The 16,248-nt window shown below is 52.1% G+C and carries 13 protein-coding genes and 1 CRISPR repeat array; of the genes, 6 read left to right on the plus strand and 7 right to left on the minus strand.

The features are described from left to right. Window positions 1-12 precede the first annotated feature (12 nt). From csm2 to cas6, 3 genes are read right to left on the minus strand one after another with little or no spacing between them, the layout of a single operon-like run. The gene (csm2, locus tag TREPR_RS13935) at window positions 13-504 is read right to left on the minus strand and encodes a type III-A CRISPR-associated protein Csm2 (protein ID WP_015708977.1); all 492 of its coding nucleotides are present in this window, start codon (window positions 502-504) and stop codon (window positions 13-15) included. Between the two features lie 5 nt (window positions 505-509). Continuing rightward, window positions 510-2,711, minus strand: a complete 2,202-nt coding sequence (gene cas10 / locus TREPR_RS13940; protein ID WP_015708978.1) for a type III-A CRISPR-associated protein Cas10/Csm1 — start codon at window positions 2,709-2,711, stop codon at window positions 510-512. A 9-nt stretch (window positions 2,712-2,720) separates the two neighbouring features. Further along, entirely contained in the window at window positions 2,721-3,644 is a 924-nt protein-coding gene (gene cas6 / locus TREPR_RS13945) for a CRISPR system precrRNA processing endoribonuclease RAMP protein Cas6 (RefSeq protein WP_148257320.1), read from the minus strand. 194 nt (window positions 3,645-3,838) lie between these two features. Next, window positions 3,839-4,236: a CRISPR direct-repeat array (repeat unit 37 nt; unit sequence GTCGCAATCCCTTTTAATTCAGGTCATTGGTTAAAAT). A gap of 509 nt (window positions 4,237-4,745) precedes the next feature. On the opposite strand from cas6, the gene TREPR_RS13950 reads away from it, so the two are divergent. Next, the gene (locus TREPR_RS13950) at window positions 4,746-5,954 is read left to right on the plus strand and encodes a cupin domain-containing protein (protein ID WP_015708980.1); all 1,209 of its coding nucleotides are present in this window, start codon (window positions 4,746-4,748) and stop codon (window positions 5,952-5,954) included. Window positions 5,955-6,001: 47 nt separating this feature from the next. On the opposite strand, the gene TREPR_RS13955 is transcribed toward TREPR_RS13950, so the two are convergent. The 4 genes from TREPR_RS13955 to TREPR_RS13970 form a co-directional block, all read right to left on the minus strand. Further along, window positions 6,002-6,580 carry a Uma2 family endonuclease gene (locus TREPR_RS13955; protein WP_015708981.1) on the minus strand — a complete coding sequence of 193 codons (579 nt, stop codon included), beginning with the start codon at window positions 6,578-6,580 and terminating at the stop codon, window positions 6,002-6,004. A 133-nt stretch (window positions 6,581-6,713) separates the two neighbouring features. Next, window positions 6,714-7,436, minus strand: coding sequence for a flagellar filament outer layer protein FlaA (locus TREPR_RS13960; protein WP_015708982.1), 723 nt, complete (start codon window positions 7,434-7,436; stop codon window positions 6,714-6,716). A 12-nt stretch (window positions 7,437-7,448) separates the two neighbouring features. Then, window positions 7,449-8,180: a flagellar filament outer layer protein FlaA gene (locus TREPR_RS13965; protein ID WP_015708983.1), complete on the minus strand. Its 732-nt coding sequence runs from the start codon at window positions 8,178-8,180 to the stop codon at window positions 7,449-7,451. 142 nt (window positions 8,181-8,322) lie between these two features. Further along, window positions 8,323-9,249 carry a hypothetical protein gene (locus TREPR_RS13970; protein ID WP_015708984.1) on the minus strand — a complete coding sequence of 309 codons (927 nt, stop codon included), beginning with the start codon at window positions 9,247-9,249 and terminating at the stop codon, window positions 8,323-8,325. Between the two features lie 161 nt (window positions 9,250-9,410). Between TREPR_RS13970 and TREPR_RS13975 the strand changes: the two genes are divergently transcribed. From TREPR_RS13975 to mnmE, 5 genes are all read left to right on the plus strand, one after another. After that, window positions 9,411-10,409, plus strand: a complete 999-nt coding sequence (locus TREPR_RS13975; RefSeq protein ID WP_015708985.1) for a class II fructose-bisphosphate aldolase — start codon at window positions 9,411-9,413, stop codon at window positions 10,407-10,409. Window positions 10,410-10,532: 123 nt separating this feature from the next. Then, window positions 10,533-12,803: a lipoprotein gene (locus TREPR_RS13980; RefSeq protein WP_015708986.1), complete on the plus strand. Its 2,271-nt coding sequence runs from the start codon at window positions 10,533-10,535 to the stop codon at window positions 12,801-12,803. A 47-nt stretch (window positions 12,804-12,850) separates the two neighbouring features. Then, window positions 12,851-13,537, plus strand: coding sequence for a hypothetical protein (locus TREPR_RS13985; RefSeq protein WP_015708987.1), 687 nt, complete (start codon window positions 12,851-12,853; stop codon window positions 13,535-13,537). A gap of 140 nt (window positions 13,538-13,677) precedes the next feature. Further along, window positions 13,678-14,766: a phosphatase PAP2 family protein gene (locus TREPR_RS13990; protein ID WP_041611215.1), complete on the plus strand. Its 1,089-nt coding sequence runs from the start codon at window positions 13,678-13,680 to the stop codon at window positions 14,764-14,766. A gap of 2 nt (window positions 14,767-14,768) precedes the next feature. After that, window positions 14,769-16,247, plus strand: a complete 1,479-nt coding sequence (gene mnmE / locus TREPR_RS13995; RefSeq protein ID WP_015708990.1) for a tRNA uridine-5-carboxymethylaminomethyl(34) synthesis GTPase MnmE — start codon at window positions 14,769-14,771, stop codon at window positions 16,245-16,247. Window position 16,248 lies beyond the last annotated feature (1 nt).

Raw genomic sequence — 16,248 nt, forward strand, 5'->3', positions numbered from 1 at the left:
TCCCGGCACAGCTTAGTCTTTGTTATGGTTTTTTTCCCAATAGAATCCATACACGGCCTCAAAGAGGGATACAAAAACATGGTAGTCCTTAGCTTCCTTAATTAGTTTGATACAATCGCTTATAAAAGCCGACAAATTTTGGTACACCACCTTAGCCGCAAAGTTATCTTTGATAGCCCGGGCAGTCAGATATGTAACCTTGGAACGTATCATCCTGATGTAGGGCAGCTGGGATGAAAATTGTTCCGGTGAAACGTCGATAATCTGCTCAAACCGCTTTACCTCGTCAAAAAGGCGGCGCAGCTGGGTTTTACTGACCGCTGTCCTGGTGTTTTTGACCAGAAAACTATCGGCAATTTTTTCAGCGGTCTCGTCAAACAAATCCACAAGAAGTTTTCCATCCGCATAAAAACTGTCAATCTTTACCGGCGGCGGCGATGGTGGTAAGTCGTTCCGCTGTCCCCCTCTGTCCTGGTTACCCCGGTATCCTCCGTTTCTGTCCATAAAATCTACTCCTCCTTAGCGTGTCTCCTGGCATAGAGCGCATAGCTGACTGCGATGCGTGATTTTTCAATATTTTCCGTGGTTCCGAATTTCAAAAACCAATTCCGCAGCTTTTCGTCCGGTATATTCCGTGCAGCCATGTACCGGAAATTGCTCGCCCAAACCATGTCCCGCAGGTTTCCTTTTATTCTGAAATTTTTCGCCCGGTTGGCAAAGTCTATCATTTTATAAACAAGCCCGGCGCTCAGCTTTCCTTCATTTAAATACTTAAAAAATTTTTCTCCCTCATCAAGGAGCTTATCGTACTCTTCCCAGCTAACGGTTACCCCAAACACGCAGATACCGTTTTTAACAATGCCCCCATTAGTCTGCCGCCCTTTTGCCATTTCAAGCGCCGCGTCCGCTTCTTCCGCAATGTTCCGCACCGGCAATGCGGGGTTAGCCATGGCAATCCCCCCGGAAAGGGTTACCGAAGGATTGCGGTTGGTAAACTTCTCCAGCTCTTTTCTGAAGTCTCCGGCAAAGCGCATCACCGCATCCCAGGCGCCCAGCACGCACAGATCGTCTCCCCCTGAAAACACGGTGTAAATTTTTTCACTGTATTCAGGGTGGCCATTGACAAACCGGGCATAGTAGGCGGAAAAGAAATAGTGCAATTGGCGGCTCAGGGCAGCGTAGGCAGCAAAAGAAACCCTGTCCCCAAGGGAAGAGGAAAACACCAGGCCCAGGTTGTCGATATCCGCCTTAAACATGGCGAGTTTATTGCTTCCCTTAGAGCAGCCCGCGATATCTTCAAAGGTTTTAAGGATGCCCCTTTTCTCATCCATCCAGGGCGCCACATAGGGCAGAAACATCAGCGGACTGCCCGCTTTATATTCGTTGATAGTGTACCCGGAAGGGGATTCGTTTTTCTGCTGAATTGCAATCATGCTGCCAAGAGGAAGCAGTTTTTCTGTTTTAAGGACCACCCTGTTCGCCCGCAGAAGTTTCCCGCCCAGGGCAATCAGATCGGAACAGTTGGGGCAAATCTTCTTGTCCCCTCCATCGCCATAGGGCAGCTTTCCCGGCAATACCCCGCAGCAGGCACATTCGCCGTTTTCCAGGAGGCTGCTATAGAAGGATTCCAGAACCGGCCCTTCTGCATCGAGGAAGGTCTGCATTTTCCGCTGCTTTGCCCACTCCGCATCGGTCCCGATTCTATTCAGCAAATCCTGCACAAGCCCTTTCCCCAGATCGTCATCCCCTGCGGAAACCCCATCGGAAAGGATAAACATAAGCTTACCCGCAAATTCCCCGGCAAAATACCGTTCCAGTTCGAGCCTGAGGCCGGGAATAGCATTCCTGTTCTCCTGAGTATTCGCTACCATCAGAAGGAATTTCCCCCCGGCGGAACTAATGATGCTTTCCCGGGACCCCTTGAAACACAAGGCCAGGTATTCCGCAATAACTTCGCTTAGTGCCCAGACCTGAAAACTACGGGCCCGCAGCATTTTTGCGCTTTGTTTGGTGTCCTTTAAATCAAAAATATACCGTTGGATACCCGACATATCGCCGTTGATAAACAAAAACCCGGCTTCCTTTCCCGACGAAAGGGCCTCAAGGGATTCCGTCCCCGCCGCCTGATGATAGCGGTACAGCGCCCCGGCAAAAGCGGCGGTACTTTTTGAGTATTGATAGAAGCTGACCAGGGGATCCGTCCCGGAAGGGACACACCAAAGGTAATGTTCAAACAGGGTATCCAGGGCAGGCATAAATTCCACCCAACCCTTACCGCTCAAAGCCTGAAAATCCTTTTCAAACCCCCGCATAATTTCCCGGTAAGGTTCTTTTCCTGTTTTCTGATTTTCCGCAGAAAAACTAATACTGCCATCCATAGGACCAGGAACATAATAACTATGAACACTTTTCCTGTTATCAATATTCAGGGCAGAAACCATATGTACCAGGGGCTTTTCAAACGGCGAAGGAGCCCTTTCGGTTTTCCCCGGGACGCCGCAGCCTAACCCGCAGGCATGGGCAATGATCCCTTCGTCATATCCGGATGGGTTACGGTAAGCGGACGCCAGCCGAATAACTTCATCCGGGCGCACATCGGCAGGGAAATACGGCTTCAAGGATTGGAGAAAACCGTCGCCATACAAACCATCCACACCGTGAAGCCAAGCCGCCAGGACTACTTCGTTATAGCTTGCATGAATGTCATCCATACCGTTTTTTCAACCTTCCTTTGCCCAAACAGTTACTCTACCTAATCCGAAATTAGTATTCTTCCCGGCATGAAAAATTTCCGCAAACCCCAGGCAGGCATATTCATAGGCCGAAAAAGCCCCTTCCAGGACCATGCTGCCCGTAAGCCCCCCAAACTGCATAGTTTTCCGCTGCCGGGCCGAATAGTGGGCAAAATCCCGCCATACCAAGTTTCTTTCTTTTATAGCCCATGCTTCCGAAAAATAATATCCTCCCTCAACATCATTGTCATGGACAACGCCGTATTGGGAGCAGAGGGTACGGGTCCTGCGGTGAAGGCAGAGCGCAAAATCTGCCGCACTAAAACTGTCATCGTAATGGCCCTGGACCTTAAACCTGAGGGGTGAAAGCATTTGTACCATCAGCCGCCTCTGCTTCACCGCGCCGTCTCCGGGGACATATTCCCAAACATCGGGCTCAAAGCGGGTATTAAGTGTTTCCTCATCCTCCAGCAGTTCATGGCCATCATCGAAAACCCCGGTTACCCTGAAAGGAACCCGTTCCCTCAGGATCCCCGCCTCCCCGCCTTTCTTGAGGGCATAAAAAAAATAGGGCAGGTATTTAATCGCCGGCCCTAAAAAAATAAGGTACAAGCCCAGGGAATCCCCGGGTTTTTCAAGAAAACTCTCTGTTTCAATTATTACCGGATGGGAAATCCGATCCCGCCCTGAAAGCACAGGGTTATCCCTGGGCAGGATTGACTCAAAAGCAAACCCGTATGCGCAGGTCCCGCTAAACATACAATCCGGGCACTTAACGCCATGGGCGATGCAGCAAATCCGGTGCAGCTGAGCACCAATAATACTTCTAAAGACAAACGCAGGAGGCACAGGAAACCGTAACTCCCCCGCAAAAGCCAGGGTGAATCTGATTTTTTTGTAAAACAGCTTCATGTGGGTATTGTACCACCCGGGCATGCGGGGTACAAGCGGGCATTGCGGGAGGCCTCCGAAATGCCCCAAAGAAGAGAGCCATCTATTGGTGGCTAAAAAGAGAATTGCTAGGCATTACAGGGGGCAGTTTAATCCCTTAAACAGGTCAGTGGTTAAAATACGGGAAACTCAAATTGTATATTACCGTGTAAACAGTCGCAATCCCTTTTAATTCAGGTCATTGGTTAAAATCACAAAAACTAGACAAGCGTGTCAGATTGCACAAGTCGCAATCCCTTTTAATTCAGGTCATTGGTTAAAATTGAAGGCACCGTTGAACATAACAACGTGGGGTTCAAGTCGCAATCCCTTTTAATTCAGGTCATTGGTTAAAATAAGTATAACCATTCAACGTTGACGGATATCATGAAGTCGCAATCCCTTTTAATTCAGGTCATTGGTTAAAATCCATAAAAATGTAAAATATATATTATCACGTAAACGTCGCAATCCCTTTTAATTCAGGTCATTGGTTAAAATTGGCCGAAAAATTACCAGTAAAAAAGGCTTACTTAAGTCGCAATCCCTTTTAATTCAGGTCATTGGTTAAAATACACCCCCATATAATTCCTTATCCCACAATGCTTTATTTGCCACTTTTCGCGAACCCCTCTCTGAAATCCGATTTCACAGAAGCATAGTTCCCATTTCATCCCATAACTCCTTTTTTTATAAGCAATTATCATTTATGCGAACCCTGTTCCCTCTGCTGCCTGCCCGGAAGCGGAAGAATTCGCAGACTGTCAAAAACCAAAATGCAGGATACGAAACATATAGTAGAAATTCCGCCCTTTGTCTACGACACGCAGTGCCTCATCGAAAAAGATACCAAAACGGGACTGTGCCTCATTTAGAAAAAGATACCCAAAAATAACAGACTATACCGTTAGAGAGCTGGCAAACAATAGGAATGTATGGGAAAATATTGTTTACAGTTTATACAGAGCGCGGAGAAAACAAACGGATTATATCCGCACGGCTGGCCGATAAAGCTATACATAATATCGACATTGACAAATCCCCAACCCCGTACCTATACTACCCCCATACAGGAGGCCCATCATGGACAAAGCTCTAATCGAAAAGACCCTACAGCGCGGCGAGGGCATCTTCCGCCTGAACCCCGCGTTTATTCCCCGGCCCTTTGGAAAAGCGGGCCACCGCCTCAGACTGCACCCGGATGATTACTACGCCTACGGCCTGGAGCGGGGTTCCATCAAGGAACGGTGGATGACCTCCACCAATGTGGCCCAGAACGGCCCCCTGGCAGGTCCCGAGGAAGGCCTGAGCTTTGTGGCCGTAGACTTTGGGAGCGATGAAAAATTCAGCCTGAAAGAAGCGATCCAAGTCCTGGGCGCCGACCTGGTGGGCGAAGAGCTCATGAAAAAATATGGCGGCTGGCCGGTATTCTCAAAATTCTACGACCTCACCACACCCCTGTTCCATCACCTTCATCTGGGCTTTGAGGATGCCGCCCGGGTGGGCAAGCTGGGCAAGCCTGAGTGTTACTATTTTCCCCGGCAGTTTGCCAGCCATTCCGGCGAAATGGACGCCACCTACTTTGGCTATGATCCTGATACCAAACCGGAACAGGTAAAGCAGCGGCTCCTGGACTACAACAAGGGGGACAACCGGATCACCGAGCTTTCCCGGGCCTACCGCATAGAGCTGGGCAGCGGCTGGTATTCCCCTCCGGGGGTCATCCACGCCCCGGGATCCGTGCTGACCTTTGAATTAAACTGGAACGGGGATGTCAACTCGGTCCATGAAAATGTGGTTTCCGGAGAAATCTTCCCCCGGAACTTCCTGAACGGCGAATGCCCGGAGGACAAAAAAGACGACATTGAGTACATCTTCAGTCTCCTGGACTGGGAAAAGAACATCGACCCCCACTACAAGAAGCACTTCGGCCGCCCGCCCATTGTAATAAGCTCCAACGCCGATTATGAAGAAAAGTGGGTCTCCTATGCCAACGACGGCTATTTCAGCGCCAAGGAACTCACCATATTCCCCGGAAAGACCGTCACCCTGAAGGAGCCGGTGGTTCACGGGATTATCCTGACCCAGGGCCACGGAAAACTGGGCCCCCACATCTGCGAGTCCCCCACCATGCTGCGCTTCGGCCAACAGAGCGCCGACGAATTCTACGTCTCCGAGCCCGCAGCGAAAAAAGGTGTGGTAATCAGCAACCAGAGCCCGGTGGAACCCCTGGTTCTCATCAAAAGCTTCGGCCCCAACCATCCCGAGGCGCCTAAAAGCGTTGGTAACTGAGCAGAAATGAGGTAGCTGTCACCTTTTTGGAGTTTTCTTAACGGTGATTATGCAGGATTTTCTTCCCAAAAGGAGGTGATAGCTATCTCCAATCCCGGTAGTATTGAAACAGGAATAGCACCGGTTTTGTATATACCGGATACATAGTGCCCATCTTTCAGGATATGGACCTGTACCGTTTTATTATCAGGATCGACAATCCAATATTCCCGTACCCCGGCGTCCAGATAGTAATTAAATTTCTTGAGTATCTCTTTTACGGTATTGGACGGAGAAACAATTTCAATCACCAGATCCGGCGCACCGTCACAGGAACCCTTAGAGAGCTTGGTTTTGTCGCATACCACGAACAGATCCGGCTGTAATACCGTATCGTCACTATGGTCTTCCCGGGGGAAAAGGCGTACATCCAGGGGCGCGGCAAATACTTCACAGGGTTTCCCCAAAAGGAAAGAACCAAACTGAACGGTGAGGCTCATGCTGATCCGCTGGTGGATTACCGAGGGAGAAGCCATCATATAAGCCTCCCCGTCCATGAGCTCATAGCGCTTGTCCGTTTCCCATTCAAGGTAATCGGCGTAGGTATAATGTGTTTTTTCCGCTTCGACGCTTACCGGACCTGACATGGTTATAGTTTAGGGCATTTGAAGGAATTTGGCAATATAAGAAATTTAACCGCGAGAACCGCGGTTTATCTTCTTCGGCATTCATGCATAAAAAAACCGCCCAACCGGGCGGCTTTTTCTTGAACAGGGTATACTACCAGGAATCGACCATGTCGTCGGGGTCCCGGCTGTCCTCCGCAAAGAGGTCGGTTACCGCCCGGACATCGTCCAGGTAGACGTAATAGCTTCCCTGGGCTTCCATGGGGTCTACATCGACCCGGAAACCAACTATTTTAATCCCCATCTGGTTGTTGTAGTGATAATTCCGCTGAACAATGCCGCTCCAACCGTTCATAGCCTGGGGGGGAATCGCCACGGTCAGCTGTTTCCAGCCCTGGAAATTCAGTTTGCCCACATACAGTTCAAAGTTCCGGCCGAAAAAGTCCTGGATCAGAATATGCAGTTCATGGTCAAAGTTACGGCCCGCCACCCAGAGGGAAATCGTCTTGGTAATGCCCTCAATGGGAATGGGGCGAACCGGGTACATAATAAAGCTGCTATAACCACGGTGGAGGTAGTCAACCCGGGTACCCAACACATAGCGGTCAGGAATATTCAGCCCCTCTTCTTCCGGGATGGGTTTCTTCCCCAAGGGACCGCCCTCAAAAAGGCGGGTGGTGGTATACCCCTGATCGGGAGACATAGAGGAACGCCAAAACCCGTCATGCTCGAATTTTTCAACTGAAACTTCCTTCAGTTTCTGCTGGGCGGCATCGATCCCAAGCCGCTCCGTGTTGGTTCCGCCCACTTCTTCCTGCTGCGCAAAGGCAAGACCGCCTATGGATATCAACAAAGCTATGATAATATATCGTTTCATTTACCCGCCTCCTTAATTATTGCCGTTCCAGAGTTCCTGGACCCGCTCAGGCAGTGCCAGCTCATCCCCATCAAAGAGGCTTTCAAAGGTATCCGTAACTATCTTGAATTGATCGAAATAAATGCGGAAATCGGCTACCTGCTCCCAGGGCGGGGTCCAGATACGGAATTTTACAAAGGTCAGGGCAGCCAGCCGGGGAAGTACCCGCTTGTGCTGGGGAATGCGCTCCGGGACCCGGACCTGCAGATCCTTCCAGCCCTGGTAATTGAGATGCCCCATCTCAAGGGTGTGGATAACTCCCTGGTAATCCCGGAAATAGGCTTCTATAGTATAATCAAGGTTGGAACCCCACACCCAGAGATCAAAATACTGAATCCGGCCGGGAATAGGGATTTCAGCCGGCTCATCCCCGCCTTTTGTAACGGGATACACGTCTACCCAGTTAAAGCCCTGACGGTCAAAACGGCCCCAAAGGCCAAGGCTCTTCAGGTCCTTTCCTTCACGGTTGATGCCGAAAAGGGCCTGGGGCCAGGCGGAAATAACCGTGGACTGTGGCCATGAGGCGTCGTCGGTTTTAGTAGCAAATTTGCTGCCCATAACCTTCCAATCATATTCGGAATCACCATCAAAGCTCTCCAAGATTACGGATGTGCTATTAATGGTATTTTCATCTCCGAAAGCTGCATTTATCGCAATCAATGCCAAAAGTACGAAGCATACAGCTTTGAAACTACCCTGTTTCATCAAATACTCCTTTTTCCATCTTTTAGGAAAATCAGGTCAGCTAACATTATATTTCCTTGTCGCGCCTTTGTCAAACCTCTCTACGGGGGTTTTCGCTTAGAGTTAATAAGATAATCGGCGTTTTACAAAATAATTTTACCTTTTAATGAATATCTTTAGCCAAGGCTGTTTTTTTTATATCCCTCCATACCCTGGTATTTGCAAACCGATCCTTAAGGGCCAGGATTTTCGAAGGAAGGGGAACCGTTTCCCCCCGGACCAGCATCTTCACCGTCTCTACCCCGAGAGCCCAGGGAGAATCATCAAATATCACCTTGACTTCCCGGGCCGTCGCTGCGGGATCCAGCCAGGAAAAGAGGATAACCGGAATAGTCAGGTCCTTATCCAGATAAAATTCCGCCGGGGCAGTCATTACTGCACAGGAAATACCACTGAGGCCGGTAAAATTCCCCCCGGCATCCGCAAAACGGGGCATTTCATCATACCCCTGGTCTTTTAGCCCCCTGGAAAAGGATTCACGGTGCGCCCGGGTAATCAAATCTCCGGTAATAAAGAGAATTCTCCCCCCAGAACCGGAGTTTCCGCCCCCTTCGGGCTGTTCTGAAAGGGCGATACGGGCAGCACAAAGCCCTGCCCGGTAAAAATCGCCCTCCCTGTCGGTTTCCACAAAAACCAGCCTTTCCGACGCCGTATCAGGTCGCTTGATTCCCCCCAGCACCCCCACGGGAACCTCGGGAAACTGTTCCGCATAACGCCCGGCTCCTTGGTAATAACTGTAGGCAAAGAGCGCCGCATAGGGCTTTGATGCCGCCGCTTCCACCGCGAAGGCCACCATATCCGGGGCGGACCCATCGACGATCCTCACGATTTTTACCCGCCGGAACAGCTTGAGGGAACTCTCTATCTGGGCAACCCGGGTCCTTTTAAGCCCATAGAGCCCGGTAAATTCATCCCCGATCACCATCAGCACCGGCGAGCGGAGGAAAAACATCCCCGTCCCCAGGCCCAAAACTACCACCAGAGCCAGAACAGCAATGACCAGGCCCTTTATAAGCCCCTTAAACCCCATTACTGAACCATAGCGGCGCTTAGAGGAGAAATCAAGAGGATAGAAGAAAAATACAACAATCCAAGAATGCCGTCCAGCGAACTCCCCTGGGCGCCGGTTCCTTGACCAAGCCCCCGGGATGGCATACTATTTAATGCATATCTGATTTTAAGGAGTTTTACATGACCAGTTATAAAGAATTAGGCTTGGTGAATACCGTTGAACTGTTCAAGAAAGCAGTAAAAGGCGGCTATGCGCTTCCGGCGTATAACTTTAACAATATGGAGCAAATGCAGGCAATTATTCAGGCCAGCGTGGAGACCAAATCGCCGGTTATACTCCAGGTTTCTGCAGGGGCCCGGAAATACGCCAACCAAAACCTGCTCCGGAATATGGCTAAAGGCGCGGTGGAGTATGCCCATGAACTGGGCTACGATATCCCCATCGTACTGCACCTGGACCACGGGGACAGCTTTGAACTCTGCAAGGATTGTATTGAGACGGGCTTTTCCTCGGTGATGATCGACGGATCCCACCTTCCCTATGATGAAAACGTGGCGCTCACCAAGAAGGTCTGCGAATTTGCCCATTCCCAGAAGGATTATGTGACCGTGGAAGGGGAACTGGGGGTTCTGGCCGGGGTTGAGGACGATGTTTCCTCCGAACACAGCAACTATACCCAGCCCGAAGAGGTCCAGGACTTTGTGGGGAAGACCAAGGTCGATTCTCTGGCAATTTCCATCGGTACCAGCCACGGCCGGACCAAATTTAAGCCCGAACAGTGCACCCGGGGGCCCAACGGCATCCTGATTCCCCCTCCCCTGCGCTTTGATATTCTGGCGGAAATCGAAAAACGGCTTCCCGGCTTCCCCATCGTCCTCCACGGCTCCTCCTCGGTGCCCCAGGAATATGTGGAGATCGTCGAAAAATTCGGGGGCAAGCTGACCGACTCGGTGGGTATCCCGGAGGAACAGCTCCGCCAGGCCGCCAAAAGCGCGGTATGCAAGATCAATGTCGATTCCGACGGCCGCCTTGCCATGACCGCCATTATCCGCAAGGTTTTTGCGGAAAAACCGGATGAATTCGACCCCCGGAAGTACCTGGGGCCGGCCCGGGATGAGCTCAAGAAGCTCTATGCCCATAAAAACGTCAATGTCCTGGGTTCTGCCGGGCAGGCTTAAGTTTATACTTTCGGGCGCCTCTAAAAACCAAGCAGTTTTTATGGGCGCCCTTATGTATCGAATTTAAGTAAATATCCGTAGCTAAGTCTGTAAATTTATAGTATACTTATTTTAGGTATATCTGTGCGTCGGTTTCTGTTATTTATTATTACTACAGGACTCGCCGTTCTTTTTGCCGGTTGTGGCGAGTTAGATGCGGTATTTCCCTCCCAGGGAACCTATCGGGTAAACGCCCGGGTGGACAACGACCATACCCTGGATGAATACTCAATTGTACACCACAGCAGTAGCATACGCCCCTTTTTTGAAAATTCTGTGACCAATGATCCGGATATCCGGGGACTGATCGTTTTTGTTCAGAACTCCGGAGGAACCACGGTCAGCAGAAAAGTACAGTACCTGATTTCCAATGATTCCAAGGATCAACAGGACCCGGCCCAGGAAACCCCAGCGAAGCTCCTCGTAGAAGTTCCGCCGCCGGATTCAACCATGGAAGTTCTGGCGCCGGTTTTAGACGACAATCTTCCGGCGGAAGTTCCGGCGCCGGATTCAGCCGGCGAATTCCCCACAGAAACCGATGTTCAGAACCCGCTTGATCCCGAGACGCCCTCTGAATCGCCCCCATCCAAGGTCTCTGATTCCGGGGGATTGAAGGATCCTCCCCCGGCGGTACTTTCAGCCCCGGTTTCAATCGAAGAGCCCCCTGCGAAACTTTCTGCACCGGCTTCAACCGGAAAGCTCCCCGCGGAAACCGACATCAGCCACGGCGCCCAGGGTGGCGGTACTTCCAGCGAAGCTTCCCCCGGAAAAACTCAGCCGGTACAGGCAGCTGGAGAGAACAGAAATAACGCCGGCGACCCACTCACGGTACAGGCAGCCGGACAGTCTGGTACTTCCAGCGGAGAAAACCCCACTGTTCCTGATACGGCACAAGCCGCCGGGGAGAACCGGGACAAGCCCGGGGATTCTATTATGGTACAGGCAGCCGGACAGTCCGGTACTTCCAGCGAAGCTTCCCCCGATTCGGTATCCGCCGCGGAGGCCAAAGTTCAGGATCCGCCCCCGAAGAGCGACGCCAATCCACCCCGGACAGAAGAACAAAGTACCGGGAGCCGGGAATATAAGGATGAGATAATACTGGTTAAGACCCTGGAGCAGTACCTACCGGCCTTTCAAATCTTAGAAGAACTTGATATAGGCCAGTACAATATTGTTTTCCAGGTCATGGGGGACCAGGAGGTTCTCTACCGAAGTTTCAAGCCCATTTATTTTCTTGCAGATGCGGACTTTACCCTGGGGGAAATCCAAAGTTACCTCCCTGCGACCAATGTGGGAAAGAGCCTTATTCCGCCGGGGATCAACGTGGTGCTGGAAACCGAGATCAGCGCGGATAAACGCTTGGACCCCTATATAATTTGGCAGTACGGCAAGAAGATAATTGCCCAGGGCCGAAAATCCGCCGGGGCAAATTATATACTCTGGAAAACTCCGGAACAGCCCGGGTTACTCAATATCCGGGCCGAAGTATTTCCCCTGCTGCCCGGTGACCGGCTGCCTGCAAACATGCTGGGAAAGTTTAAATCCCTGTCCCTGCCGGTTTCCACGAAAGTCCGGGGCCTTAAGTACTTTGATGAAAAGGCGGGGACCTTTACCAACTGGTATCAACTCTGGGGAAACCTGGAGGATACCAAGGCGCCCGGGGATACGGCTAAACAGCTCCAGACCCTGGCTGATAAAAAACCCCGGTGGATACCTCACAATGGTATTTACGGCCTTTCCACTGGCCCCCAGGATGTTTATACCCTGCCCGGAAAACCCTTCACCGTATCAGCGGGAGAATTGGGGAAGGGAAGGATACTTCTCCGGCTTGCTCCTCTGGATGGAACTATCCTTCACGCAGCCTTTGCCGCTGGGGGCGGTCTGCCCGGCAATGCGGAACTGAACCTGTCCGCCCAGGGGGAAACCCTGGTTCTTGAACTTAGCTCTTATGGCGTTCCTAAAGACTGGTCCCCGGAGAATTCCGCGGCTGATACCCCGACGGAGGATGAACCCCTCCGTCAATCACTTACCCTGAATCTTAATGAAGCCGACGCATATATTTCTCTTTTTATTTATTTTGAAATTGCCCCGAACCGTTTCAGCGCAAAACTAAGCCTGGAAAACCCGGACTCGGAAACCGCTTTGATTAGCCTTCCCCTGGCAAACCCCCTCACCGGGGATAGCACGGTCCTGCTCGGCGCCCGAAAAAAACCAGAATCCAGGTCCTTTGATACAAATGATGATAGTAGTAATGAAGCGGCCATTCTGAATGAGCTGGCCCTGGCTTTTACCCAAACCCGGTATGAGGGGGACGCTTTCGGCGGGTCTGCCGAGGAGACTGTCTCCCCACCCTGATGTAAAACTTCGACCTGTAAGACTCCGCCTTGTAACGAAGAGGTATCATGAAAACATCCAGCGCCGTTATTTCCGGCGCCTGCATTATAATTGGCCTGGTCCTGTTAACAACTGGCTGTTCCACGGAACCCCCGCGGTTGGCTGAACTGGGGCCTATCCCGAAATATATAGAAAACAATCCACCCTTTGAGCTAATCGATCACGAAAACGGGGATGAAGACCCACCTGATTGGGTAAGCCTGTATATCGACCAGGGGGTTCAGGGAATTGAGAACCTGCCCGAATATGCGGACAGCTATGTCTTTGTCAGCAAACAGCAGGGGAACAATCTGGAAGCCCTGTATCTTTGGCGCAGTGGTTTTTCGATTACCCGGGACTTTCCCCGACTGGTCTCAGCCCGGATCCAGGCCCGCTTTATCAAGGACGCTCCGGAAAACCCTAACGGTGCCTTTGGCCGCTATTTTGAAACCGTGATACGGGCTAGTTCGGATGCAAGCTTCAGCAACGTTGAACAGAAAGACAGCTACTGGGTACAGAAACGACTGTATGCCGAAGACGGGGTAAGCCCGGAAGAGGATGTTTTTGAGAGTTACATCCTGGTCAGCGCTGAAAGGGATACCTTGAAACAGCAAATAAACACCATACTCAGGATGGCCAGGCCGGAGATTCCCCCGACTCGGGAACAGTCGGCAGCAGGGATGCGGCTGAGAATAAACTTTTTTGATGGGTTCTGAAAGGACCCAATTATGTTACTCAAAGACAAACGCTTTAAAAAATGTTACAATAAAAACATGAGGATATATACAAAAAAATCCGGCTTTCTGGCGGTGGTCCCCCTCTGCTGCCTGATAAGCCCTGACACCTGGTTTTTTAAATGAACGGGGCCGTCATCATTAGCAGCGCCGAAAGGTTGCCGGTGTTTTTTGCCATATACCGCTGGGGCCTAGCTTTCATCCAGGGTATTCAGGGTATAAAGAGCCCGGGTCTTACGGCGCTTATGAAAGGTATTACCGCCCTGGGTTCGGAATATTTTTATATCCCCTTGATACTCTTCATTTTCTGGTGTGTCAATGAAAAGAAGGGGCTGCGGCTGGGGCTCATCATCCTGGTTTCCGCCTTTATCAACGGGTTTTTCAAGGATCTGCTGAAGCAGCCCCGGCCCTTTAATCTGGAAGCCTCAGTGGGCCTGGTCTTTGAGCCCAGCTACGGCTTTCCCTCGGGGCACGCCCAGCTTTCCCTCTGCTTCTGGCTGCCCCTGGCGTTTTGGCTTAGCCGTTCCCGGCGGACAGCTACTTGCAACACCGACTTTAGTCGGCAAGTTCCCCGCGCTACTTGCAACGAAGTTCCCCGCGCAGGGAAGATGTTCCGGGCTGCTGTTTGGGGAGGGGCGATCTTTTTCGTCCTGCTTATCGCCTTTACCCGGCTCTACCTGGGTGTCCATTTTCCTACGGATATTCTGGGGGGCTGGTTCCTGGGGGGGCTTATCCTCCTGCTCTGGTACTTCTTTAGAAAACCCGTAACAGCCCTGTTGAATGCAGGAAAACTGCGGGCTCAGATGATTGCCGCGGCCCTTATTGCTCTGGGGATGAACGCCCTCTACCCGGCTGATTCCAGCCTTGGGGGCCTGTTTCTTGGGTTCGCCGCAGGCCATGGGCTAACACTTCATTACTTCCCCCGCAGTAATTCCGATGAACAGAAACCCTCTCCCCTGATCCTGGCTGCCCGGTATGCCCTGGGCCTGGGTGGGGCGGCGCTGATCTACCTGGGTTTCAAGACGATCCTGCCCGGCGAAAATTCCCTCTTTTCGGGGCTGCCCCTTTGGGGAGCTGGGTCCCCCTACTTTCAACTGGGGCGCTTTGTACGCTACGGACTCTTGGGCCTCTGGGCGGCTGCGGGGGCGCCCTTAGTTTTTCTGCGACTGCACCTGACGGAGGTTTCACAGAATGATGGGGAGCGGGATTAGCCATGGCCCTTCATTCCGCTGAATACGGCGACACGGATCCCATGGCCGCCCTGGCCACCCTCCTGGGGGAAAGCGCCCTAGCTATCATCAGGACATCGGGGAAAAATTCTCTGGAACTTCTGGCAGAAGTTTTTTCCCGGCCGGAAAAACTCCTTGCCGCCCCGGGGAATTCAGTGGTCCACGGATGGATAATCGGGAAAGACCGCAGTAAAATTGACGATGTGCTCATCTCGATCTACCGAGCACCTGTCACCTACACCGGCGAAGACAGCGCAGATATTTCCTGCCACGGGGGCATTGCCGCCGCAAAGGCGGTACTGGAGACCCTGTATAGCGCGGGCTTCAGGCCCAGCCTTCACGGTGAATTTACCTTCCGGGCTTTCATGAACGGAAAACTCGATCTGACCCGCGCAGAATCGGTGATGGAACTGGTTTCCGCCAAAACCGGCCGGGCCCGGGAACATGCGGTGCAGCGCCTCTCAGGTACCCTGGCGGAGGAAATCTCAGGGGTCAAAGAACTTTTGGTACAGGTCCTGGCAGGGACCGAGCTGTACCTGGACTATTCGGAGGATGACGGCCTCTCCCTTGCCGCCGACCCTTCCGACGCGGCGGAAGCGGCGGGCTTACTCCCGGACCGGCCCCTGGCTGAGGAAGCCCTAAAGCGGCTGCAAACCTTGGCTGAATCCTACCGCCGGGAACGGCTCTATGCCGAGGGAGCCCTTGCAGTAATCGCCGGACGGCCGAACGCGGGAAAGTCCAGCCTCTTTAACCTGCTCTTAAAAGAGGACCGTTCCATCGTCACCGATATCCCCGGTACCACCCGGGACTGGATCGAGGCATGGGTATCCATCGAGGGCATCCCGGTACGACTGGCAGACACCGCAGGGCTCCACGCCTCGGAAGACCCGGTAGAAAAACTGGGCATAGAAAGGAGTCGGACGCTTCTGGAAGAGGCAGACTTGATCCTCTACCTTATCGACGGCGCCGAAGGAATCACTACGGAGGACCATGAGTTTTTTACCAACCTGGCAGATAGCAATATTAATACTACTCAGATAGTATTACTGTGGAATAAAGCCGACTTAGTATCGGTCCCGGAGAAAATACTCCCACAACTTACAACGGAGTCCCCTGTGCAAGCCCTACCGCCGGATATCCCCGCCCCTCTGCCGGTCAGTGCCAGGACCGGCGTGGGTATACCGGAACTGACCCGGGAAATAGCCGCCCGGCTGGAGCAGGCATCCGGGGACGGGAGCCGGGAAGTATCTGCGGGTCTGGGCACTGCACGGCAGAAAGAGCTTGTCGATTCAGCCGCAGCTTCACTGAACGAAGCCCTGACCCTGGCGGCCGCCGGGGAACCACTGGACATCATCGCCCCGCTGCTTCGGGAAGGGGTAAACGCCCTGGGGGAAATCACCGGCGAAGTGTCTACCGCAGATATTCTGGAAACCATGTTCAGCCGTTTCTGCATAGGAAAATGAA

The sequence above is a fragment of the Treponema primitia ZAS-2 genome (genome assembly GCF_000214375.1).
GTDB lineage: Bacteria > Spirochaetota > Spirochaetia > Treponematales > Breznakiellaceae > Termitinema > Termitinema primitia.

Bases quoted from the DNA above. Each gene is read 5' to 3' on its own strand.
- TREPR_RS13970 (WP_015708984.1), bottom strand. From the start codon at position 9,249: ATGGGGTTTAAGGGGCTTATAAAGGGCCTGGTCATTGCTGTTCTGGCT.
- csm2 (WP_015708977.1), bottom strand. From the start codon at position 504: ATGGACAGAAACGGAGGATACCGGGGTAACCAGGACAGAGGGGGACAG.
- cas10 (WP_015708978.1), bottom strand. From the start codon at position 2,711: ATGGATGACATTCATGCAAGCTATAACGAAGTAGTCCTGGCGGCTTGG.
- TREPR_RS13990 (WP_041611215.1), top strand. From the start codon at position 13,678: ATGAACGGGGCCGTCATCATTAGCAGCGCCGAAAGGTTGCCGGTGTTT.
- TREPR_RS13950 (WP_015708980.1), top strand. From the start codon at position 4,746: ATGGACAAAGCTCTAATCGAAAAGACCCTACAGCGCGGCGAGGGCATC.
- TREPR_RS13975 (WP_015708985.1), top strand. From the start codon at position 9,411: ATGACCAGTTATAAAGAATTAGGCTTGGTGAATACCGTTGAACTGTTC.
- TREPR_RS13955 (WP_015708981.1), bottom strand. From the start codon at position 6,580: ATGTCAGGTCCGGTAAGCGTCGAAGCGGAAAAAACACATTATACCTAC.
- TREPR_RS13985 (WP_015708987.1), top strand. From the start codon at position 12,851: ATGAAAACATCCAGCGCCGTTATTTCCGGCGCCTGCATTATAATTGGC.
- TREPR_RS13960 (WP_015708982.1), bottom strand. From the start codon at position 7,436: ATGAAACGATATATTATCATAGCTTTGTTGATATCCATAGGCGGTCTT.
- TREPR_RS13965 (WP_015708983.1), bottom strand. From the start codon at position 8,180: ATGAAACAGGGTAGTTTCAAAGCTGTATGCTTCGTACTTTTGGCATTG.
- cas6 (WP_148257320.1), bottom strand. From the start codon at position 3,644: ATGAAGCTGTTTTACAAAAAAATCAGATTCACCCTGGCTTTTGCGGGG.
- mnmE (WP_015708990.1), top strand. From the start codon at position 14,769: ATGGCCCTTCATTCCGCTGAATACGGCGACACGGATCCCATGGCCGCC.